16 protein-coding genes are annotated in these 16,259 nt (G+C 71.7%); 9 read left to right on the forward strand and 7 right to left on the reverse strand.

Annotated elements, in window-relative coordinates:
- Nucleotides 1–154: 154 nt before the first annotated feature.
- The 6 genes from B0I31_RS26840 to B0I31_RS26865 are packed head-to-tail and all read left to right on the forward strand — an operon-like array spanning nucleotide 155 to nucleotide 5,025.
- Nucleotides 155–994 carry a helix-turn-helix domain-containing protein gene (locus tag B0I31_RS26840; protein WP_106618153.1) on the forward strand — a complete coding sequence of 280 codons (840 nt, stop codon included), beginning with the start codon at nucleotides 155–157 and terminating at the stop codon, nucleotides 992–994.
- Nucleotides 995–1,054: 60 nt separating this feature from the next.
- On the forward strand, nucleotides 1,055–1,663 hold the full coding sequence (gene pgsA, locus B0I31_RS26845) for a phosphatidylinositol phosphate synthase (RefSeq protein WP_106618154.1): 609 nt from the start codon (nucleotides 1,055–1,057) through the stop codon (nucleotides 1,661–1,663).
- Entirely contained in the window at nucleotides 1,660–2,592 is a 933-nt protein-coding gene (locus tag B0I31_RS26850) for a phosphatidylinositol mannoside acyltransferase (RefSeq protein WP_106618155.1), read from the forward strand. Before pgsA ends, B0I31_RS26850 begins: the two co-directional genes overlap by 4 nt.
- A complete protein-coding gene (locus B0I31_RS26855; protein ID WP_106618156.1) occupies nucleotides 2,589–3,710 on the forward strand; it encodes a glycosyltransferase family 4 protein in 1,122 nt (373 codons plus the stop codon). The genes B0I31_RS26850 and B0I31_RS26855 overlap by 4 nt, the downstream gene beginning before the upstream one ends.
- Nucleotides 3,707–4,684, forward strand: a complete 978-nt coding sequence (locus B0I31_RS26860) for an NUDIX hydrolase (RefSeq protein ID WP_106618157.1) — start codon at nucleotides 3,707–3,709, stop codon at nucleotides 4,682–4,684. Before B0I31_RS26855 ends, B0I31_RS26860 begins: the two co-directional genes overlap by 4 nt.
- Entirely contained in the window at nucleotides 4,681–5,025 is a 345-nt protein-coding gene (locus B0I31_RS26865) for a hypothetical protein (protein ID WP_106618158.1), read from the forward strand. The genes B0I31_RS26860 and B0I31_RS26865 overlap by 4 nt, the downstream gene beginning before the upstream one ends.
- 30 nt (nucleotides 5,026–5,055) lie before the next feature.
- Here B0I31_RS26865 and B0I31_RS26870 read toward each other — a convergent pair whose 3' ends face one another.
- The 6 genes from B0I31_RS26870 to B0I31_RS26895 all read right to left on the reverse strand — a co-directional run bounded on the left by B0I31_RS26870 (nucleotide 5,056) and on the right by B0I31_RS26895 (nucleotide 10,780).
- Nucleotides 5,056–5,430, reverse strand: a complete 375-nt coding sequence (locus B0I31_RS26870; RefSeq protein WP_053714859.1) for a PH domain-containing protein — start codon at nucleotides 5,428–5,430, stop codon at nucleotides 5,056–5,058.
- A 17-nt stretch (nucleotides 5,431–5,447) separates the two neighbouring features.
- Nucleotides 5,448–5,966, reverse strand: coding sequence for a DUF4240 domain-containing protein (locus tag B0I31_RS26875; RefSeq protein ID WP_106618159.1), 519 nt, complete (start codon nucleotides 5,964–5,966; stop codon nucleotides 5,448–5,450).
- Between the two features lie 87 nt (nucleotides 5,967–6,053).
- Complete coding sequence (locus tag B0I31_RS26880) at nucleotides 6,054–7,046, reverse strand: TIGR03842 family LLM class F420-dependent oxidoreductase (RefSeq protein WP_106618160.1); 993 nt, start codon at nucleotides 7,044–7,046, stop codon at nucleotides 6,054–6,056.
- A gap of 10 nt (nucleotides 7,047–7,056) precedes the next feature.
- A complete protein-coding gene (gene hydA, locus B0I31_RS26885) occupies nucleotides 7,057–8,442 on the reverse strand; it encodes a dihydropyrimidinase (protein ID WP_106618161.1) in 1,386 nt (461 codons plus the stop codon).
- Complete coding sequence (locus tag B0I31_RS26890; RefSeq protein WP_106618162.1) at nucleotides 8,439–9,281, reverse strand: nitrilase-related carbon-nitrogen hydrolase; 843 nt, start codon at nucleotides 9,279–9,281, stop codon at nucleotides 8,439–8,441. The genes hydA and B0I31_RS26890 overlap by 4 nt, the downstream gene beginning before the upstream one ends.
- A complete protein-coding gene (locus B0I31_RS26895) occupies nucleotides 9,278–10,780 on the reverse strand; it encodes an NCS1 family nucleobase:cation symporter-1 (protein ID WP_106618163.1) in 1,503 nt (500 codons plus the stop codon). Before B0I31_RS26895 ends, B0I31_RS26890 begins: the two co-directional genes overlap by 4 nt.
- 232 nt (nucleotides 10,781–11,012) lie before the next feature.
- Here B0I31_RS26895 and B0I31_RS26900 point away from each other — a divergent pair, with 232 nt between their 5' ends.
- From B0I31_RS26900 to B0I31_RS26910, 3 genes are all read left to right on the forward strand, one after another.
- Entirely contained in the window at nucleotides 11,013–11,987 is a 975-nt protein-coding gene (locus tag B0I31_RS26900) for a LysR family transcriptional regulator (RefSeq protein ID WP_106618164.1), read from the forward strand.
- A gap of 164 nt (nucleotides 11,988–12,151) precedes the next feature.
- Nucleotides 12,152–13,594: a S1 family peptidase gene (locus B0I31_RS26905; RefSeq protein ID WP_106618165.1), complete on the forward strand. Its 1,443-nt coding sequence runs from the start codon at nucleotides 12,152–12,154 to the stop codon at nucleotides 13,592–13,594.
- Between the two features lie 289 nt (nucleotides 13,595–13,883).
- Entirely contained in the window at nucleotides 13,884–14,327 is a 444-nt protein-coding gene (locus B0I31_RS26910; protein ID WP_106618166.1) for a hypothetical protein, read from the forward strand.
- A gap of 230 nt (nucleotides 14,328–14,557) precedes the next feature.
- On the opposite strand, the gene B0I31_RS26915 is transcribed toward B0I31_RS26910, so the two are convergent.
- Complete coding sequence (locus B0I31_RS26915) at nucleotides 14,558–16,207, reverse strand: PucR family transcriptional regulator (protein ID WP_106618167.1); 1,650 nt, start codon at nucleotides 16,205–16,207, stop codon at nucleotides 14,558–14,560.
- Between the last annotated feature and the right edge of the window lie 52 nt (nucleotides 16,208–16,259).

Here is a 16,259-nt window from a genome sequence, read left to right on the forward strand (position 1 = left end):
ACCTGCTGCAAGAGCACCTGCACGCCCTGGTGCACGTGCGCCGGCCGCGGGACGCGGATACGTGTTCCAGATCACCTGCGGCCACGGCCGGCGCAGCCGCAGACACCTTCCTGGCCGATCGTCAAGAGGGGTGAGCGTCGATACGGTGCGTTGCATGACCGCACCTGAGCGTTCGCGGCTGGCCCGAGAACGGCTCTCGCGCGAGTTACGAAGGCTGCGCACCGAGGCCAAGATGACCGGCACGGCCACGGCGCGCGCTACCGGGATGAGCCAGTCCAAGCTGTCGAAGATCGAGAACGGCATGCTCCTCCCGTCCGTGACCGACGTGGAGCGCCTGGTCGCCGAGTTGTCCGCCACCCGGGAGACCAGGGTCGAGCTGGTGGAGTTGGCCCGTCAGCTGCACGCCGAGGCGGAGACCCGCCGCGTGGTGCTGCACCGGGGAGCGCACCGGCACCAGCAGACCATCGCCCGGATCGAGGCCCGTGCCACCACCAGCCGCTTCTTCCAGAACGCGGGCGTGCCCGCGCTGTTGCAGAGCGAGAACTACCTGCGGGTCGTGCACAACACGATGCCGGCGCACGAGCAGGACAGCGCGATCGCCACGCTGCGCAGCCGCCGTGCCCGCATGGACGACCTGGGCAAGCGGTTCGTGTTCCTGCTGGCGGAGAGCGCGCTGCGCTGGCGCATGGGTTCGGCGGACCTGATGTGCGAGCAGATCGACCACCTCGTGCAGATCATCCGAAGACCAAACGTGCAGCTCGGCGTGGTGCCGTGGACGGCGGACGCGAACATGGTGGCCCTGCACGGGTTCCAGGTCTACGACGAGCGGGTGGTGACGTTGAGCGTGCTGACCGGCAACGCGACCATCACCGACCCGCACGACGTGCGCGAGTACCTGGCCCTGTTCGGCAGGCTCGAACGGCTGGCGGTGCGCGGCGACGCGCTGGAGGACCTGCTGGAGCAGATCTCCAGGGACCACCGCAAGCTCGGCTGAGCTGGGCGGTTAGGCTGCCGGGGACCACTTCCTCCCCGTCGGTAGGTGCCTCGCCACCCCATGCTGAACATCTTCGCCCGCGCGTCGGTTTCGCGCGTCACCGATCCGATCGGGGCGTGGCTGCTGCGCCGCGGCCTCACCCCGAACGCCGTCACGGTCCTCGGCACCGTCGGCTCCGTCGCCGCCTCGCTGTGGTTCATCCCGCGCGGGCAGCTGTTCACGGGCGCGGCGCTGGTCACCGCGTTCGTGCTGTTCGACCTGATCGACGGCGCGATGGCACGCGCCCAGGGCGGTGGCACGAAGTTCGGCGCCGTGCTGGACGCGAGCTGCGACCGGATCGCGGACGGCGCGCTGTTCGCCGCCATCGCCTGGTGGGCGTTCGGCGCGGGCGAGCACGGCCTGGCCGCGGCGACCCTGGTCTCGCTGGTCGGCGCGCAGGTCACCTCGTACGTGAAGGCCCGCGCCGAGGCGTCCGGGCTCTCCGCGGACGGCGGGCTGGCCGAACGCGCCGAGCGGTTCATCGTGGCCCTGGTCGGCGTCGGCCTGCACGGGCTGGGCGTGCCCTACATCCTGCCGGTGGCGCTGTACCTGCTGGCCGCCCTGGTGACGATCACCGTGCTGCAGCGCATCCTGGCCGTGAGCCGTGCCGCGAAGGAGCTGGGCGAGTGAACGAACGGCTGGCGGACCTCGGCTACGCGGCCGGCTGGCGCCTGGTGCGGCTGCTGCCGGAGAAGGCGGCCCGGGCGCTGTTCGACGCGATCGCGGACCGGGCCGCGAAACGCGGTGGCGGCAGCGTGCGGCAGCTGCGGTCCAACCTGCGCCGGGTCGTGCCCCAGGCGGGCGAGGCCGAGCTGGACGAGCTGGTGCGGCTGGCCGTGCGCTCGTACGCGCGGTACTGGCGCGAGGCGTTCCGGCTGCCGTCGCTGGACCAGGAGGAGCTCTACGCCGAGCTGGACCGGACCATGACCGGCGTGGAGAACCTGGACGCGGCGCTGGCCGAGGGCCGGGGCGCGGTCATCGCGCTGCCCCACTGCGGCAACTGGGACATGGCGGGCGTCTGGCTGGTCGGGCACTGCGGCACGTTCACCACGGTCGCCGAGCGGCTCAAGCCCGAGTCGCTGTACCGGCGGTTCATCGCGTTCCGGGAGAGCCTCGGCTTCGAGGTGGTGCCGCTGACCGGCGGCGAGCGCAACCCGGCGCTCGTGCTGGCCGAGCGGCTGCGCGCCAACCAGGTCGTCTGCCTGCTCGCCGACCGCGACCTGACCGCGGGCGGCGTGCCCGTGACGTTCTTCGGCGAGCGCACCCTGATGCCCGCCGGTCCCGCGCACCTGGCCGCGACCACCGGGGCGGCGCTGATCCCGGCCGGCCTGTGGTTCACCGAGGACGGCTGGGTCATCCGGCTGCACCCGCCGGTCCGGGTCCAGGGCACGGCGGGCGTGCCCGCGGCGACCCAGCAGCTGGCCGACGTGTTCGCCGCCGACATCGCCGCCCACCCCACCGACTGGCACATGATGCAGCAGCTGTGGCTGGCCGACCTGCCGGAGAGCAGGCAGAAGGCGCTGCGCCGGGTGCTGGCCCGCCGGGGGGAACCGGCGTGAAGGTCGGCATAGTCTGCCCGTACTCCTTCGAGGTTCCCGGAGGGGTGCAGGCCCACGTGGTCGACCTGGCGCACGCCCTGCGCGGCCTCGGTCACGAGGTGGAGGTGCTGGCGCCCGCCGACGACGACACGCCGGTGCCGGAGTTCGTCACCCCGGCCGGACGCGCGGTCGGCATCCCGTACAACGGTTCGGTGGCCAGGCTGTCGTTCGGACCGGTGTCGTTCACCCGGGTCCGGCGGTGGATCGCCGAGCACGACTTCGACGTGCTGCACCTGCACGAGCCGACCGCGCCGTCGCTGTCGATGCTGGCGCTGATGGTCGCCGACGGCCCGATCGTGGCCACCTTCCACACGTCCACGCCCCGCTCGAAGATGCTGTCGGCGTTCCAGGCGGTGCTGCAGCCGTTCCTGGAGAAGATCACCGCCCGGATCGCGGTGTCCGCGCTGGCCCGGCGCGTGCAGGTGGAGCACCTGGGCGGTGACGCGGTGGAGATCCCCAACGGCGTGGACGTCGGGTTCTTCGCCGACGCCGCACCGCTCGACGGCTACCCGCGCCCCGGCGGCACGGTCGGGTTCGTCGGCCGGTTCAGCGAACCGCGCAAGGGCATGCCCGTGCTGCTGGAGGCGTTCCGCGAGCTCGACCTGCCCGACGCCCGGCTGCTGGTCGTCGGGCGTGGTGACGAGGACGAGCTGCGCAAGCAGGCCGGGCCGGAGCCGGCGTCGCGGATGGTGTTCCTCGGCATGGTGGACGACGAGACGAAGGCACGCGCGCTGCGCAGCGTGGACGTCTACTGCGCGCCCAACACCGGTGGCGAGAGCTTCGGGATCATCCTGACCGAGGCGATGTCGGCGGGCGCGGCGGTGCTGGCCAGCGACCTCGACGCGTTCCGGCGCGTGCTCGACGACGGCAAGGCGGGCGTGCTGACCCCGGTCGGCGACCCGTCCGCGCTGGCCGCGGCGCTGCGCGACCTGCTGACCGACCCGGCGCGGCGGGCGGACTACGTGGACGCGGCGCGGCAGCGGGTGATGATGTTCGACTGGTCGGTGGTCGCGAACCAGGTCCTTCGGGTATATGAGAGCGCTATGGCGGCAGATCCCCGTCGGGTGGGCGAGGCGTGACCAGTTCCGGAGTCGCGACGACGTTCCTGGTCCTGCTGGCGCTGGCCGTGCTGGTCGGGCCGTGGACGCTCGGCACCGCCAACCGGCTGGACCGGCTGCACGTGCGCACGGACGCGGCCTGGGCGGCGCTGGACGCGGCCCTGGCGCGGCGTGCGGTGGTGACGCGGGCGGTGGCGGCGGTGTGCGGCAAGCCCGAGCTGCGTGCGGCGGCGGACCGCGCCGAGCGGTCGCCCCGGTCGGACCGGGAGGCCGCGGAGAACCGGCTCTCGGCGCTGCTGGAAGGGCTCGACCGGTCCGTGCTGGAACCCGCGCTGGCCGCCGAGCTGTCCGACGCCGAGCAGCGGGTGGTGCTCGCCCGGCGCGTGCACAACGACGCGGTGCGCGACACGTTGGCGCTGCGCCGGCGCCGGTCCGTGCGGTGGCTGCGGCTCGCGGGCACCGCGCCGACGCCGTCCTACTTCGAGATCGCCGAACCCGGCGGCGACGTCGAGGCGTCCACGCTGACCCAGCGCGTTTCGGCGCGGGTCGTGCTGCTGGACGCCGAGAACCGGGTGCTGTTGTTCGAGGGCTTCGACCCCAACCGGCCGGACGAGCTGTTCTGGTTCACCGTCGGCGGTGGGGTGGAGCCGGGGGAGGACGTCCGGACCGCCGCGGTGCGGGAGCTGTTCGAGGAGACCGGTGTGGAGGTCTCCGGCGACGAGCTGATCGGTCCGGTGTGGAAGCGGCACGCCGTGTTCGCCTTCGACGGCTTGAACTACGCGGCGGTCGAGTGGTTCTTCGTCGGGAAAGTGGAGGCGGTCGACGTGGACACCTCAAGGTTCAACGAGATCGAGCAGCAGACCATCCGCCGGCACAAGTGGTGGTCGGCGGACGAACTGGCGTCGACCGACGCGACGGTGTACCCGGTGCAGCTGGCCGAGGTGCTCCCCGGCGCGCTGGTCGGCTGGGACGGCACGACCCGTTCGGTCCGATGATCGGGATCTCGAGCCGGGTGGACGACGTCGTCTCGTTCTACCGCGCCCTGGAGGAGTCGGACCGGCCACGGGCGTACTTCGAGTTCGTGGACGTCGAGGGCTGGGTGGACGAGGGCGCGCGTGCGCTCTACGAGACCGTGGAGCACGAGGGCGAGCTGATCGCGATCCGGCAGATCGAGCTGCCCTCGGCGGGCGGCGTGCACCGCTATTCGTGGCGCCGGATGGAGGACGCGTTCGGCGGTCTCACGGACGAGCCGATCGACCCGCACGAGGACCCGGTCAAGCCGATACCCCGCGAGGCGTTCGTCGAGGTCTGGAACTCACTGCCGCACGAGGTGTGACGGGTGGGTCCGCGCTGCCGTGCGGCCTGGTCAGAGGATGAACGTGGCGATCATCTGACCGAGCAGCCGCACGTCGGCGTGGCCCTTGAACTCCAGCCGCACCTGGCCCAGCCCGCTGAACCACAGGTCCAGCTCGGCGTCCATGTCGAACGTGCCCGCGGTCTCGATGGAGAACGCCTGCACCCGGCTGTAGGGCAGCGAGGTGAAGTCCTTCTTGCGGCCGGTCATGCCCTGGACGTTCACCGCGATCACCCGCTTGTTGGTGAACACCACGAAGTCGCGCACCGTCTTGAAGCTCGACACGATCTGCTCGCCCTGGATCAGGATCGGCGACACCTGCGACGCGATGTCCTCGGGCCGGCACGGCGCCAGCTTGAAGACGGACTGCTTCTCGAAGTCGATCACCCTTCCGACGCTACCGCCTACCGGGGCCACCCCGCCGGGTTCGAGACCGATTCCCGGGAGATCCCCGACCCCGTCTCCGGGTAATCCCCGAACCGCGCCTCGTGCACGTGGGCGAAGAAGTAGCAGAACGCCTCGCACTCGGCGTCCATCACCGCCACCCGGGGATCGCGGGCCACGGCCTCGTAGAACTCCTGCCCGAGGGCGAGGACGAAGCCGCGGGCGTACAGGAAGCCGTCGTCCGAGCCGTCCGTGACCTCCTGGAGGTCGGCCCGGTCGATCTCGTACAGCTTGCGCTCGGCGACCCGGTCCAGCGCGGTCAGCTCCTCGGCCGACAGCCCCTCGCACGCCCGCGCCAACGCCCGCAGCACGGCGTCGAGGTGCTCCTCCAGCTCGGCGGCCTCCTCGAAGGCGTCGAGCGTCACGTCACGCTTGGCCAGCGCGCGGCGCACGTCGTTCGGGCCCGGGCCGAGGCCGGCCCAGGCGTCTTCCAGCATCGCCCAGAAACGGGCCTCTTCGGCAGCGGTCGGCAGGATCATGGCGGCGACGCTAGCAACGAGGTCCGACAATTCCGGGCGGACGGGATCGGGGGTGTGCCCACGCGGCGCGAACACCCCCCGATCGGGTCACACCCGGCCGATGACCTCGTTGCCGTAGGCCGCCAGCGTCTTGTCCTTGTCGTCGTGCATCAGGTACAGCGCGAAGTGGTCCACGCCGATCTCCCGCAGCTCCTGCAACCGGTCCACGTGCGCGGACGCGGGCCCGAGCAGGCAGAACCGGTCCACGATGGAGTCCGGCACGAAGTCCGTCGACCGGTTGCCCGCCTTGCCGTGGTGGGCGTAGTCGTAGCCCTCGCGGTCCTTGATGTAGTCGGTCAGCGCCGCCGGCACCGCGCCCGAGTCGCCGTACCGCGCGACCAGGTCGGCCACGTGGTTGCCGACCATCCCGCCGAACCAGCGCAGCTGGTCGCGCTGGTGCGCCAGGTCCGTGCCGACGTACGCGGGCGCCGCCACGCACATCGTGATCGTCGACGGGTCGCGGCCCGCCGCCGCGGCCGCCTCGCGCACGCTCCCGATCGTCCACCGCGCGATGTCGACGTCCGCGGTCTGCAGGATGAACCCGTCCGCCTGCTCGCCGACCAGCCGCAACGCCTTGGGGCCGTACGCGGCCATCCACATCTCCAGCTTGCCGTCGCGCACCCACGGGATGCGCACCGGCGTGCCGTGGTGCTCGGCCTCCCGGCCCTCGGCCAGGTCCTTGATCACCGTCATGGCCCGGCCCAACGTGGCCAGCGACGCCGGCTTCTGCCCGATCACCCGGCGTGCCGAGTCACCGCGCCCGATGCCGCACACCGTGCGGTTGCCGAACATGTCGTTCAACGTGGCGAACAGCGACGCGGTCACCGACCAGTCCCGGGTGCTCGGGTTGGTCACCATCGGCCCGACGACCAGGTCCTTCGTCGCCGCCAGCACCTGCGAGTAGATGACGAACGGCTCCTGCCACAGCACGACCGAGTCGAACGTCCAGCCGTAGCGGAACCCGTTGTCCTCGGCGGCCTTCATGCCGGACACCACGTCCCGCGCGGGCGGGTCGGTCTGGAGCACTACCCCGAAGTCCACGTCCGCCCCCTCAGACCAGGTACTGGTTCAGCTCGCGGGACAGGAACTTCCCGTGCCCGGCCGAGCCGTGGAAACCGCCGGCGTCCACGACCACCCGGCCGCGGGAGAGCACCGTGTCGACCTTGCCGGTGATCTCCATGCCCTCGTACGCCGAGTAGTCGACGTTCATGTGGTGCGTGGCCGCGGAGATCACCTGGCGGGCGTTCGGGTCGTACACGACCACGTCGGCGTCCGCGCCGGGCGCGATGACGCCCTTGCGCGGGTGCAGGCCGAACATCCGCGCGGGCGTGGTCGAGCAGATCTCCACCCACCGCTCCAGCGTGATCTCGCCGGCGACCACGCCCTGGTGCAGCAGGTCCATCCGGTGCTCAACGCCCGGCATCCCGTTGGGGATCTTGGAGAAGTCGCCGCGCCCCAGCTCCTTCTGGTCCTTGAAGCAGAACGGGCAGTGGTCGGTCGACACCACCGACAGGTCGTTGGTGCGCAGGCCGCGCCACAGCTCGGACTGGTGCTCCTTGGGCCGCAGCGGGGGAGAGGCGACGTACTTCGAGCCCTCGAAGTCCGGCTTCGCCAGGTCCTCCAGCGACAGGTACAGGTACTGCGGGCACGTCTCGGCGAACACGTTCTGCCCGGTGTCGCGCGCCTTCGTCACCGCGTCCAGCGCCTGCGCGGCGGACAGGTGCACGATGTACAGCGGCGACCCGGTGACCTTGGCCAGCGTGATGGCGCGCGAGGTGGCCTCGCCCTCCAGCTCGGCGGGCCTGGTCAGGCCGTGCTCCACGGGGTCGGTGCGGCCCTGCGCGAGCGCTTGCGCGACCAGCTGGTCGATCGCGATGCCGTTCTCCGCGTGCATCATGATCGTCGCGCCGGTCTCGCGGGCCTTCTGCATGGCGCGCAGGATCTCGCCGTCGGTGGCGTAGAAGACGCCGGGGTAGGCCATGAACATCTTGAACGTGTTCACGCCCGCGTCGATGCAGGACTCCATCTCCTTCAAGGACGTGTCCGTGACGTCGGAGACGATCATGTGGAACCCGTAGTCGACGGCGCACCGGCCGTCCGCCTTGCCGTGCCACTTGTCCAGTGTGGACAGCAGCGAGGTGCCCTTCACCTGGACGGCGAAGTCGATGATCGTGGTGGTGCCGCCCCACGCCGCCGCGATCGTGCCGGTCTCGAACGTGTCGGCGGAGAACGTGCCGCCGAACGGCATCTCCATGTGGGTGTGCGCGTCGATGCCGCCGGGGATGACGTACTTGCCGGCCGCGTCGATCGTCCGGTCGGCCTGCACGGGGAAGCCCGGCGCCAGCAGCGCGACGATCTTCTCGCCGTCCACCAGCACGTCGGCCGCGACGGCGCCGGTGGCGTTGACCACCGTGCCGCCCTTGATCAGGGTGCTCACGGCCGCACCAGCCCTTCGTAGGTGTCCGGGCGGCGGTCGCGGTAGAACGCCCACAGGTCGCGCACCTCGGCCAGCAGGTCCATGTCCAGGTCCCGGACCACGATCTCCTCCTCGGTGTCGGAGGCCGCCTCACCCACCAGCTGGCCGCGGGGGTCGGCGAAGTACGACTGGCCGTAGAACTCGTTGTCGCCCAGCGGTTCCACGCCCACCCGGTTGATCGTGCCGACGTAGTACTCGTTCGCCACGGCCGCCGCGGTCTGCTCCAGCCGCCACAGGTACTCCGACAGGCCCCGGCTCGTCGCGGACGGGTTGAACACGATCTGCGCGCCGTTCAACCCCAAGGCGCGCCAGCCCTCGGGGAAGTGCCGCTCGTAGCAGATGTACACGCCGACCTTGCCCACGGCGGTGTCGAACACCGGGTAGCCGAGGTTGCCGGGCTTGAAGTAGAACTTCTCCCAGAACCCCTTCACCTGCGGGATGTGGTTCTTGCGGTGCTTGCCGAGGTAGGTGCCGTCCGCGTCGATCACGGCGGCGGTGTTGTAGTAGACCCCCGGCTGCTCCTCCTCGTACATCGGCACGACGAGCACCACGCCCAGCTGCCCGGCCAGCTCGCACATCAGCTCGGTGGTCGGGCCGTCCGGGATGCCCTCGGTGTAGGAGTAGTAGTCCGCGTCCTGCACCTGGCAGAAGTACGGCCCGTAGAACAGCTCCTGCAGGCACACCACCTGCGCGCCCTGCGACGCGGCGGAGCGCACCGCCTCGACCGCGTTCGCGATCATCGACTCCTTGTCGCCGGTCCACTTCTGCTGGACCAGACCCGCTCGGATGATGTTGCTCACGCGTTCTCCCTCCGTGGCGCCAGCACCAGGTAGACGAGCATGCCGCCGACCAGGCCGACGACCCAGTTGTAGTCGTAGAGCGGTTTGAGGAACGGGATCAGGCCGTCAGCCGGGAACGGCCCGTTGTAGGCGCCGCCGACCGCCAGCACCGAGCCCACCAGCGTGGCGACGACCGCCCGCCAGTTCCAGCCCGCCTTGAACCAGTACGCGCCCCGCCCGGCCAGGTACAGGTCGGGCAGCTCCAGCCGGGTCTTGGCCAGGATCCAGTAGCCGGCGACGAACACGCCCGCCACGGACGCCAGCAGCCCGCCGTAGAAGCCGAGCCAGGCGAAGATGTAGATGCCGGGGTCGGAGATCAGCCGCCACGGCTGGATCACGATGCCGATCACGCCGGTGATCAGCCCACCCACCGCGAACGTGATCTTCTTCGGGAACGCGTTGGAGAAGTCGTAGGACGGGCTCACCACGTTGGCCGCGAGGTTCGCCGACACCGTCGCCAGCACCAGCGCCACCAACGCCACCAGCACCACCGCGGTGCTGTCGAACCGGCTCGCCAGCTCCGCCGGGTCCCAGATCGCCTCGTCGTACAGCGCCATCGCGCCGGACGTGGTCAGGATCGCCACGATCGCGATGAACGACATCGTGGTCGGCAGGCCGAGCACCTGTCCGATCGCCTGCTTGCGCTGGCTGCCGCCGAACCGGGTGAAGTCGGGCATGTTCAGCGACAGCGTCGACCAGAACGCGATCATGCCCATCAGCGACGGGAAGAACACCTTCCAGAAGTCCGCGCCCCAACCGAGCTTGGACGGCTCGGACAGGATCGGCCCGAACCCGCCCGCCTTCACCGCCACGTACGCCAGCAGGACCAGGAAGCCCACGCTGACCAGCGGCGCCGTCCAGTTCTCGAACCGGCGGATCGCCTCCATGCCCCGCCAGATGATCAGCATCTGCACGACCCAGAACGCCAGGAAGCACAGCCACAGCGTCCACACCTGCCCCAGCACGACGGGCGCGTCCACCCACCCGTCGCCCGCCAACCGCCCCACGATCACGTGCAGCGCCTTGCCGCCCACCCACGTCTGGATGCCGAACCACGCGCACGCGATGAACGCCCGCAGCAACGCCACCAGGTTCGCGCCCCGGATGCCGTAGAACGCACGGGCGAACACCGGGAACGGGATGCCGTACTTCGTGCCCGCGTGGCTGTTGAGCAGCATCGGGACCAGCACGATCAGGTTGCCCAGGGTGATGGTCAGGAACGCCTGCACCCAGTCCATCCCCAGCGCCACCAGCGACGCGGCCAGCGTGTAGCTGGGGATGTTGTGCGCCATGCCCATCCACAGCGCGAAGAAGTTGTACGTGGACCAGGTGCGCCGCTCCAACGGCACCGGCGCCAGGTCGGAGTTGTAGTGCGGACTGCCCGCGATCGCGGAATGATCACGCAGCTCGACGCGGCCGTCGGGATCGGCTGTGACCTGGGTTGCGGAGTCAAGGGCCATCGGTCACTTCCCTGTTACGCTCGTGAAACACCCTTCGTGCGGGCGGTTCGGCGCGAATTCCATCCCGGCATCCTCCGGTCGGCCCGCGCGCCCCGGCAGTGGCAAAGTGTCCACGCTTGCCATGATCAGGGCACACTCTGTCCATTGCCACTCCGGCCGCTGGTCCGGCCCCGTGCGGCGGGCTCCGGTCGGCCCTCGACTGGCGGGTGAACGGTGACCTAACGTCCGTTGGATGAAGCTCGAACTGCGGCACCTGCGGGTCGTCTGCGCGATCGCGGAGGCGGGCAGCCTGTCGAAGGCGTCCTCCCTCTTAGGCCTGGCGCAACCCGCGCTCACGGCCCAGCTGCACCGGATCGAGGCACTGCTCGGCGGCAAGCTGTTCGAGCGCGACCACAAGGGCGCCCGGCCGACCGCGCTCGGCGAGCTGGTGCTCGAACGGGCCCGCGTGCTGCTGCCCGCGTTCTCCCGGCTCCAGGAGGACGCCCTGCGCCTGGTGGACGACACCGTGCCCGCCGACCGGTACCGGGTGGGCGCGGTGAACGGCCCGATGCTCGGCGGCCTGGTGCACCGGCTGACCGAGGCGCACCCCGGCGCGCACGTCTCCACGCAGGTTGCGTGGTCGGGCCAGGAGCTGTCGGCCATGGTCGCCGCGGGCCGGTTGGACTACGTGCTGGTCGGCGTGTGCGGTGACGCGCCACCGCCCTCGGAGCACGGGCTGACGTGGCACGTGATCGCGGTCGAGCCGGTGTTCGTGCTGATGCCCGAGGACCACCCGTTCACACTGCTGGAGGAGGTGGAGCTGGCCGCGTTGAGGGACACGCAGTGGGCGGTCGTGCCGGGCGACGGGTGCTTCGGCGACTGCTTCGTGGCCGCGTGCAGCCGGGCGGGCTTCACCCCGCGCACGATGTACGAGGTCGACATCAACAGCTGCATCGACCTGGCCTCGTCCGGTGACGCCGTCGCGCTGTGCCAGCCGACGTTCCGCCGCACCCCGGGCCTGGTCGCGATGCCGCTGGCGGGCGCGCCGCTGCGGTGGCGGCACCTGATCGGCTGGGATCCGGAAGGTCCCGCCGCCGCGTTCGGGCCGCAGGTGCTCAGGTACGCCGCCGAGGCCTACCGGGAGACCGCCGAGCGCAGCCCGCGCTACTCCGGTTGGCTGCCGGGGCACCCCGAGTACGGCGTGGTGCCGCACCGGGCACTGGTCTGACCACGCACCTCCCGCCGCGGTGGCCGCCGAACCTGTGACCGGGAGTTTCGCGTCGCGGCCGGTCGGCCATCACTGCGTCTTATGACCTAAGTGGTATTACCGCGACCGGCCGTGCGGACCTAGTTTCACGGGGAATCCCTGCCCTCCCTCGAGGAGAATTCCCCATGTCAGCACTGTTGAGACCGATCGCGCTCGCCGCGGCGCTGGTCGCGACGGGCCTCCTGAGCCCGACCGCGGCGCAGGCCGCGCCCGCCACCCCCGCCGGCCAGGAAGCCGAGATCCTGTCCGCGATCCAGCGCGACCTCGGGCTGGACGCCGACCAGGCACGTGCCCGGCTGGCCGCCGACGAGCGCTCCGCCGACACCGCGCGCGGCCTGCGCAAGCGGCTGGACGGCCGGTTCGGCGGCGCGTGGATCGACTCCTCCGGCACGCTCACCGTCGGCGTGACCCGTGCGTCCGATGTGGACCAGGGCGGCGTGCGCACGAAGCTCGTCCAGCGCAGCGAGAGCGACCTGGACGCGGTGAAGTCCGCCCTGGACGCGAACGTGGCCAAGGCGCCCCGGTCCGTGCCCGGTTGGTACGTCGACGTGCCGACCAACACCGTCGTGGTCAAGTCCCAGCCCGGCAAGCTCGCCGCCGCACGCGCGTTCGTCGCGTCGTCCGGCGTCTCCGCCGCGGCCGTCCGGTACCTCACCACCACCGAGGCGCCCCGCCCGCTGATCGACGTGATCGGCGGCAACGCCTACAACATCGGCAGCGGCTCGCGCTGCTCGGTCGGCTTCTCCGTCACCGGTGGGTTCGTCACCGCCGGGCACTGCGGTTCGACCGGCGCGTCGACGTCCAACCCGAGCGGCACGTTCCGCGGGTCGAGCTTCCCCGGCAACGACTACGCGTGGGTGCAGGTGGCGGCGGGCAACACCCCGCGCGGCCTGGTCAACAACTACTCCGGCGGCACGGTGTCGGTCGCGGGCTCGCAGGACGCGCCGGTCGGCTCGACCGTCTGCCGCTCCGGGTCCACCACCGGCTGGCACTGCGGCACCATCCAGGCGCGCAACTCCTCGGTCAGCTACCCGCAGGGCACGGTGACCGGCCTGATCCAGACCACGGTGTGCGCCGAGCCGGGCGACTCGGGCGGCTCCCTGCTGGCCGGCACCCAGGCGCAGGGCGTGACCTCCGGCGGTTCGGGCAACTGCCGCACCGGCGGCACCACGTACTTCCAGCCGGTCAACGAGATCCTGCAGGTCTACGGCCTGACCCTGCTCACCGGCGGTGGCGGCAACCCGAACCCGCCGACCGGCTGCGACAACTCGGAGACCCGGTACAACGGCACCCTGGCCGCGGGCGGTCAGGCGTACCAGCCCAACAACAGCTACTACCAGTCCACGGTGTCGGGCGCGCACGTCGGCTGCCTGGTCGGGCCGAGCGGCGCCGACTTCGACCTCTACCTGGAGAAGTGGAACGGCAGCGGGTGGGCCGTGGTGGCCAAGGGCGACAGCCCGGCCGCGAGCGAGGCGGTCAACTACAACGGCACGGCCGGCTACTACCGCTACCGCGTGCACGCGTACAGCGGTTCCGGCAGCTACACGCTGGGGGTCACGAACCCCTAGCCGCACGGGGGAAACCGCAGCGGGTCCGTGTCGCCCCTTACGTCTCCCCGACACGGGCCCGCGGCGGTTCCGGATCCGCCAAGGGGGCGGGCGGCCCCGCGGTTCCGGTACCCCGATACCGGAACCGCGGGGCTCTTGGCTGCGCGCGGGTAACCCGTTCGGTGTGGCTCGATCGAGTGGTGCGGGGACACGGAGCGTCAGTCACCTGATCGAGCGGTCAAGGGACGGGGTGATCGTGGCCGATGCGGAGTAGGTCAACTTGCAGGTCCCCAACCAGGTTAGGAAAACCGTGTCCGGATACCGCACGCGCGGACTCCTGCGTGCCGCCGCCCTGCTCGCCGTTGGTACTTCTCCGCTGTTCGCGTCCGCCGCGTCCGCCGCCGAAGGCCCCACCGAGATCGTGGACGGCAAGATCGGCAACGCGCCCGAGGTCGGCACCGATGCCACCAAGCCCGTCACCGAACTGCTCAGCGGCCAGGCCGTGAAGCTGCCCGCACCGCTGCCCGGTGGCGCGTCGGAGGTCAAGGCACCGCAGGTGGCCGCACCCGCCGCGCTCAAGGCGCCCGCCGCACCCCAGCTGCCGGTGGCGGGCGACGTGCTCGCACCGCAGGCCCGCACCCTGCCCGGCCTCCCGGCCGTCCCGGAGCTCCCGGTGGCGCCGCTGGTCTCGATGGGCCAGGCGCCCAACCTGGGCGGCGAACTGGGCAAGCTCCCCCTGCCGCCGCTGGGTTAGTTCTCGGAGCCGGGCTCGCCTGGCTTCGGGTTCACGCCGCCGGCTGAGCCACAGAGGTGAACGAGACAGGCGTAGGTCTCGCGCCGCCGCTGGGCCAGGTCGCACGGCTGGGCGCAGGCTCGCGCCGCCGCTTGGCTGTGGAAACGGGCAAGCTCGGCGTCGAATCGTGTCGCCGCAGGCTGAGCCGCAGGGGTGGGTGAGTCGGGCGTAGGGCTCGCGCCGCCGCTGGGTCAAGTCGCGGAGGTGGGCGGGCGGGGCAGCTGAGGGTCCCGCTCGCCCATCTCCTGCACCAACAGCGCCACGTACAGCGAGAGCACCGACTCCGGGTCCTCCAGCGACACCCCGAGCACCTGCTCGATCCGGCTCAACTGCTGGTAGTACGCGGTCCGGGAGAGGTGGGCGGCGGCGGCCGCCGCCGACTTGTTGCCGCCCTGCTCGCAGAAGCACCGCAGCAACTCCACCAGCCGGGTCCCCTGGTTGGCGTCCCGCGCAAGCAACGGCCCCAGCTCGCGGTCCGCGAACGCGACCACCCGCTCGTCCTCGCGCAGCAGGTGCAGCAGCCCGCGCAGCCGCACGTCGTCCAACCGGTGGTAGAGCCGGTTCCCGGACGACCGCAGCGCCGCCCCGGCCACGTGCGCCGCCTCGCCCAACGACCGCCGCACGTCCGGCACCGCGGTCACGGTCGTGCCGACTGCCACCACCACGGGCAGCGCGTGCTGCGTCGCCGCCGCCCGCCGGTGCACCTCCCGCGCCAACCGCCGCAGCACGCCGTCCAACCCCGCCTGCGCCGGCAGCGACAGCAACGCACGCACGCTCGTGTCGTCCACCACGCCGACCAGCGCGGGCACGGTCACCCGCCGGGCGGCCAGCGCGGTCGCCTCGGCCAGGTCGCGCAGCACCTCCTGCGACGCCAACGCCTGCGCGGGCACGCTCGCCGTGCCCGGCCGGATCGCCACCCCGACGAGCTGCCGCCGCTCCAACGGCACGCCGAGCGCCGCCGCCCGCGTCGGCAGGTCGTGCGGCGGCTGCCCGAGCAGCTGGGTGAGCAGCGTCCGGTGCGTCTGCCGCTCCAACGACTCCCGGTCCCGCGCCACCAACCGGTGCACGGCCAACGCCGACGCGGCACGCTCGGCGACCACGACGTGCCGGTGCGGCGGCGGTTCCGGCGAGAGCAGCACCAGCCGCCCCCAGTCCGCGCCACGCGCGCCGACCACCGTCACCAGCCACCCGGCCTGCTCGTGGTACGCGGTCCGCTCCGACACGGCCACCGCCCGTGACCGCTGGCCCCAGTCGGCCAGCACCGAGGTCGGGTCCTGACCGGCCGCGTCGTAGGCCAGCACCTCGTGCCCCAACGTCTCCAGCACCACCGGCAGCCCGGCGGTCCGGGCCACCTCGCGCAGCACCTCGGCGGGCTCGGCACCGGCGACGGTCAACGCGGTGAACGCCTCGTGCACCTGCTCGGCCGCCCGCAGCTCGGCCAGCTGCGCGTCCACGATCAGCGACACCACGGCCTCGGTCACCGACACGAACCGGGTCTCCTTCGCCAACGTCACCAGCGGCAGCTCGTGCTGCTCGGCGGCGGCCACCAGCGCGCCCGGCACCTCGTCGCTCCACCGCCGCACAAGCTCCACGACCAGCCCGGACGCACCGACCGACGCGAGATCGGCGACGTAGCGGCGCAGCCCGTCCGGGTCGTCGGGCAACGCGATGCCGGTGGTCAGCACCAGCTCGCCGCCGCGCAGCAGGTGGGCGATGTCGGCCACCTCGGCGACGTGCACCCACCGCACCCGGCGGCCCATCCCGGCGGCGCCCGCGACCACGGCGGGCTCGCCGCGCCGGACCACGGGCAGGGCGAGCGCTTCGGCGACGGTCGGGTACATGGACACAACGTAATGCGCCCGCGCCGAAAGGGGTACAGGTTGTCCATGGCGG

Origin of the sequence: Saccharothrix carnea, from assembly GCF_003014735.1 — a bacterium.
Lineage (GTDB): Bacteria > Actinomycetota > Actinomycetes > Mycobacteriales > Pseudonocardiaceae > Actinosynnema > Actinosynnema carneum.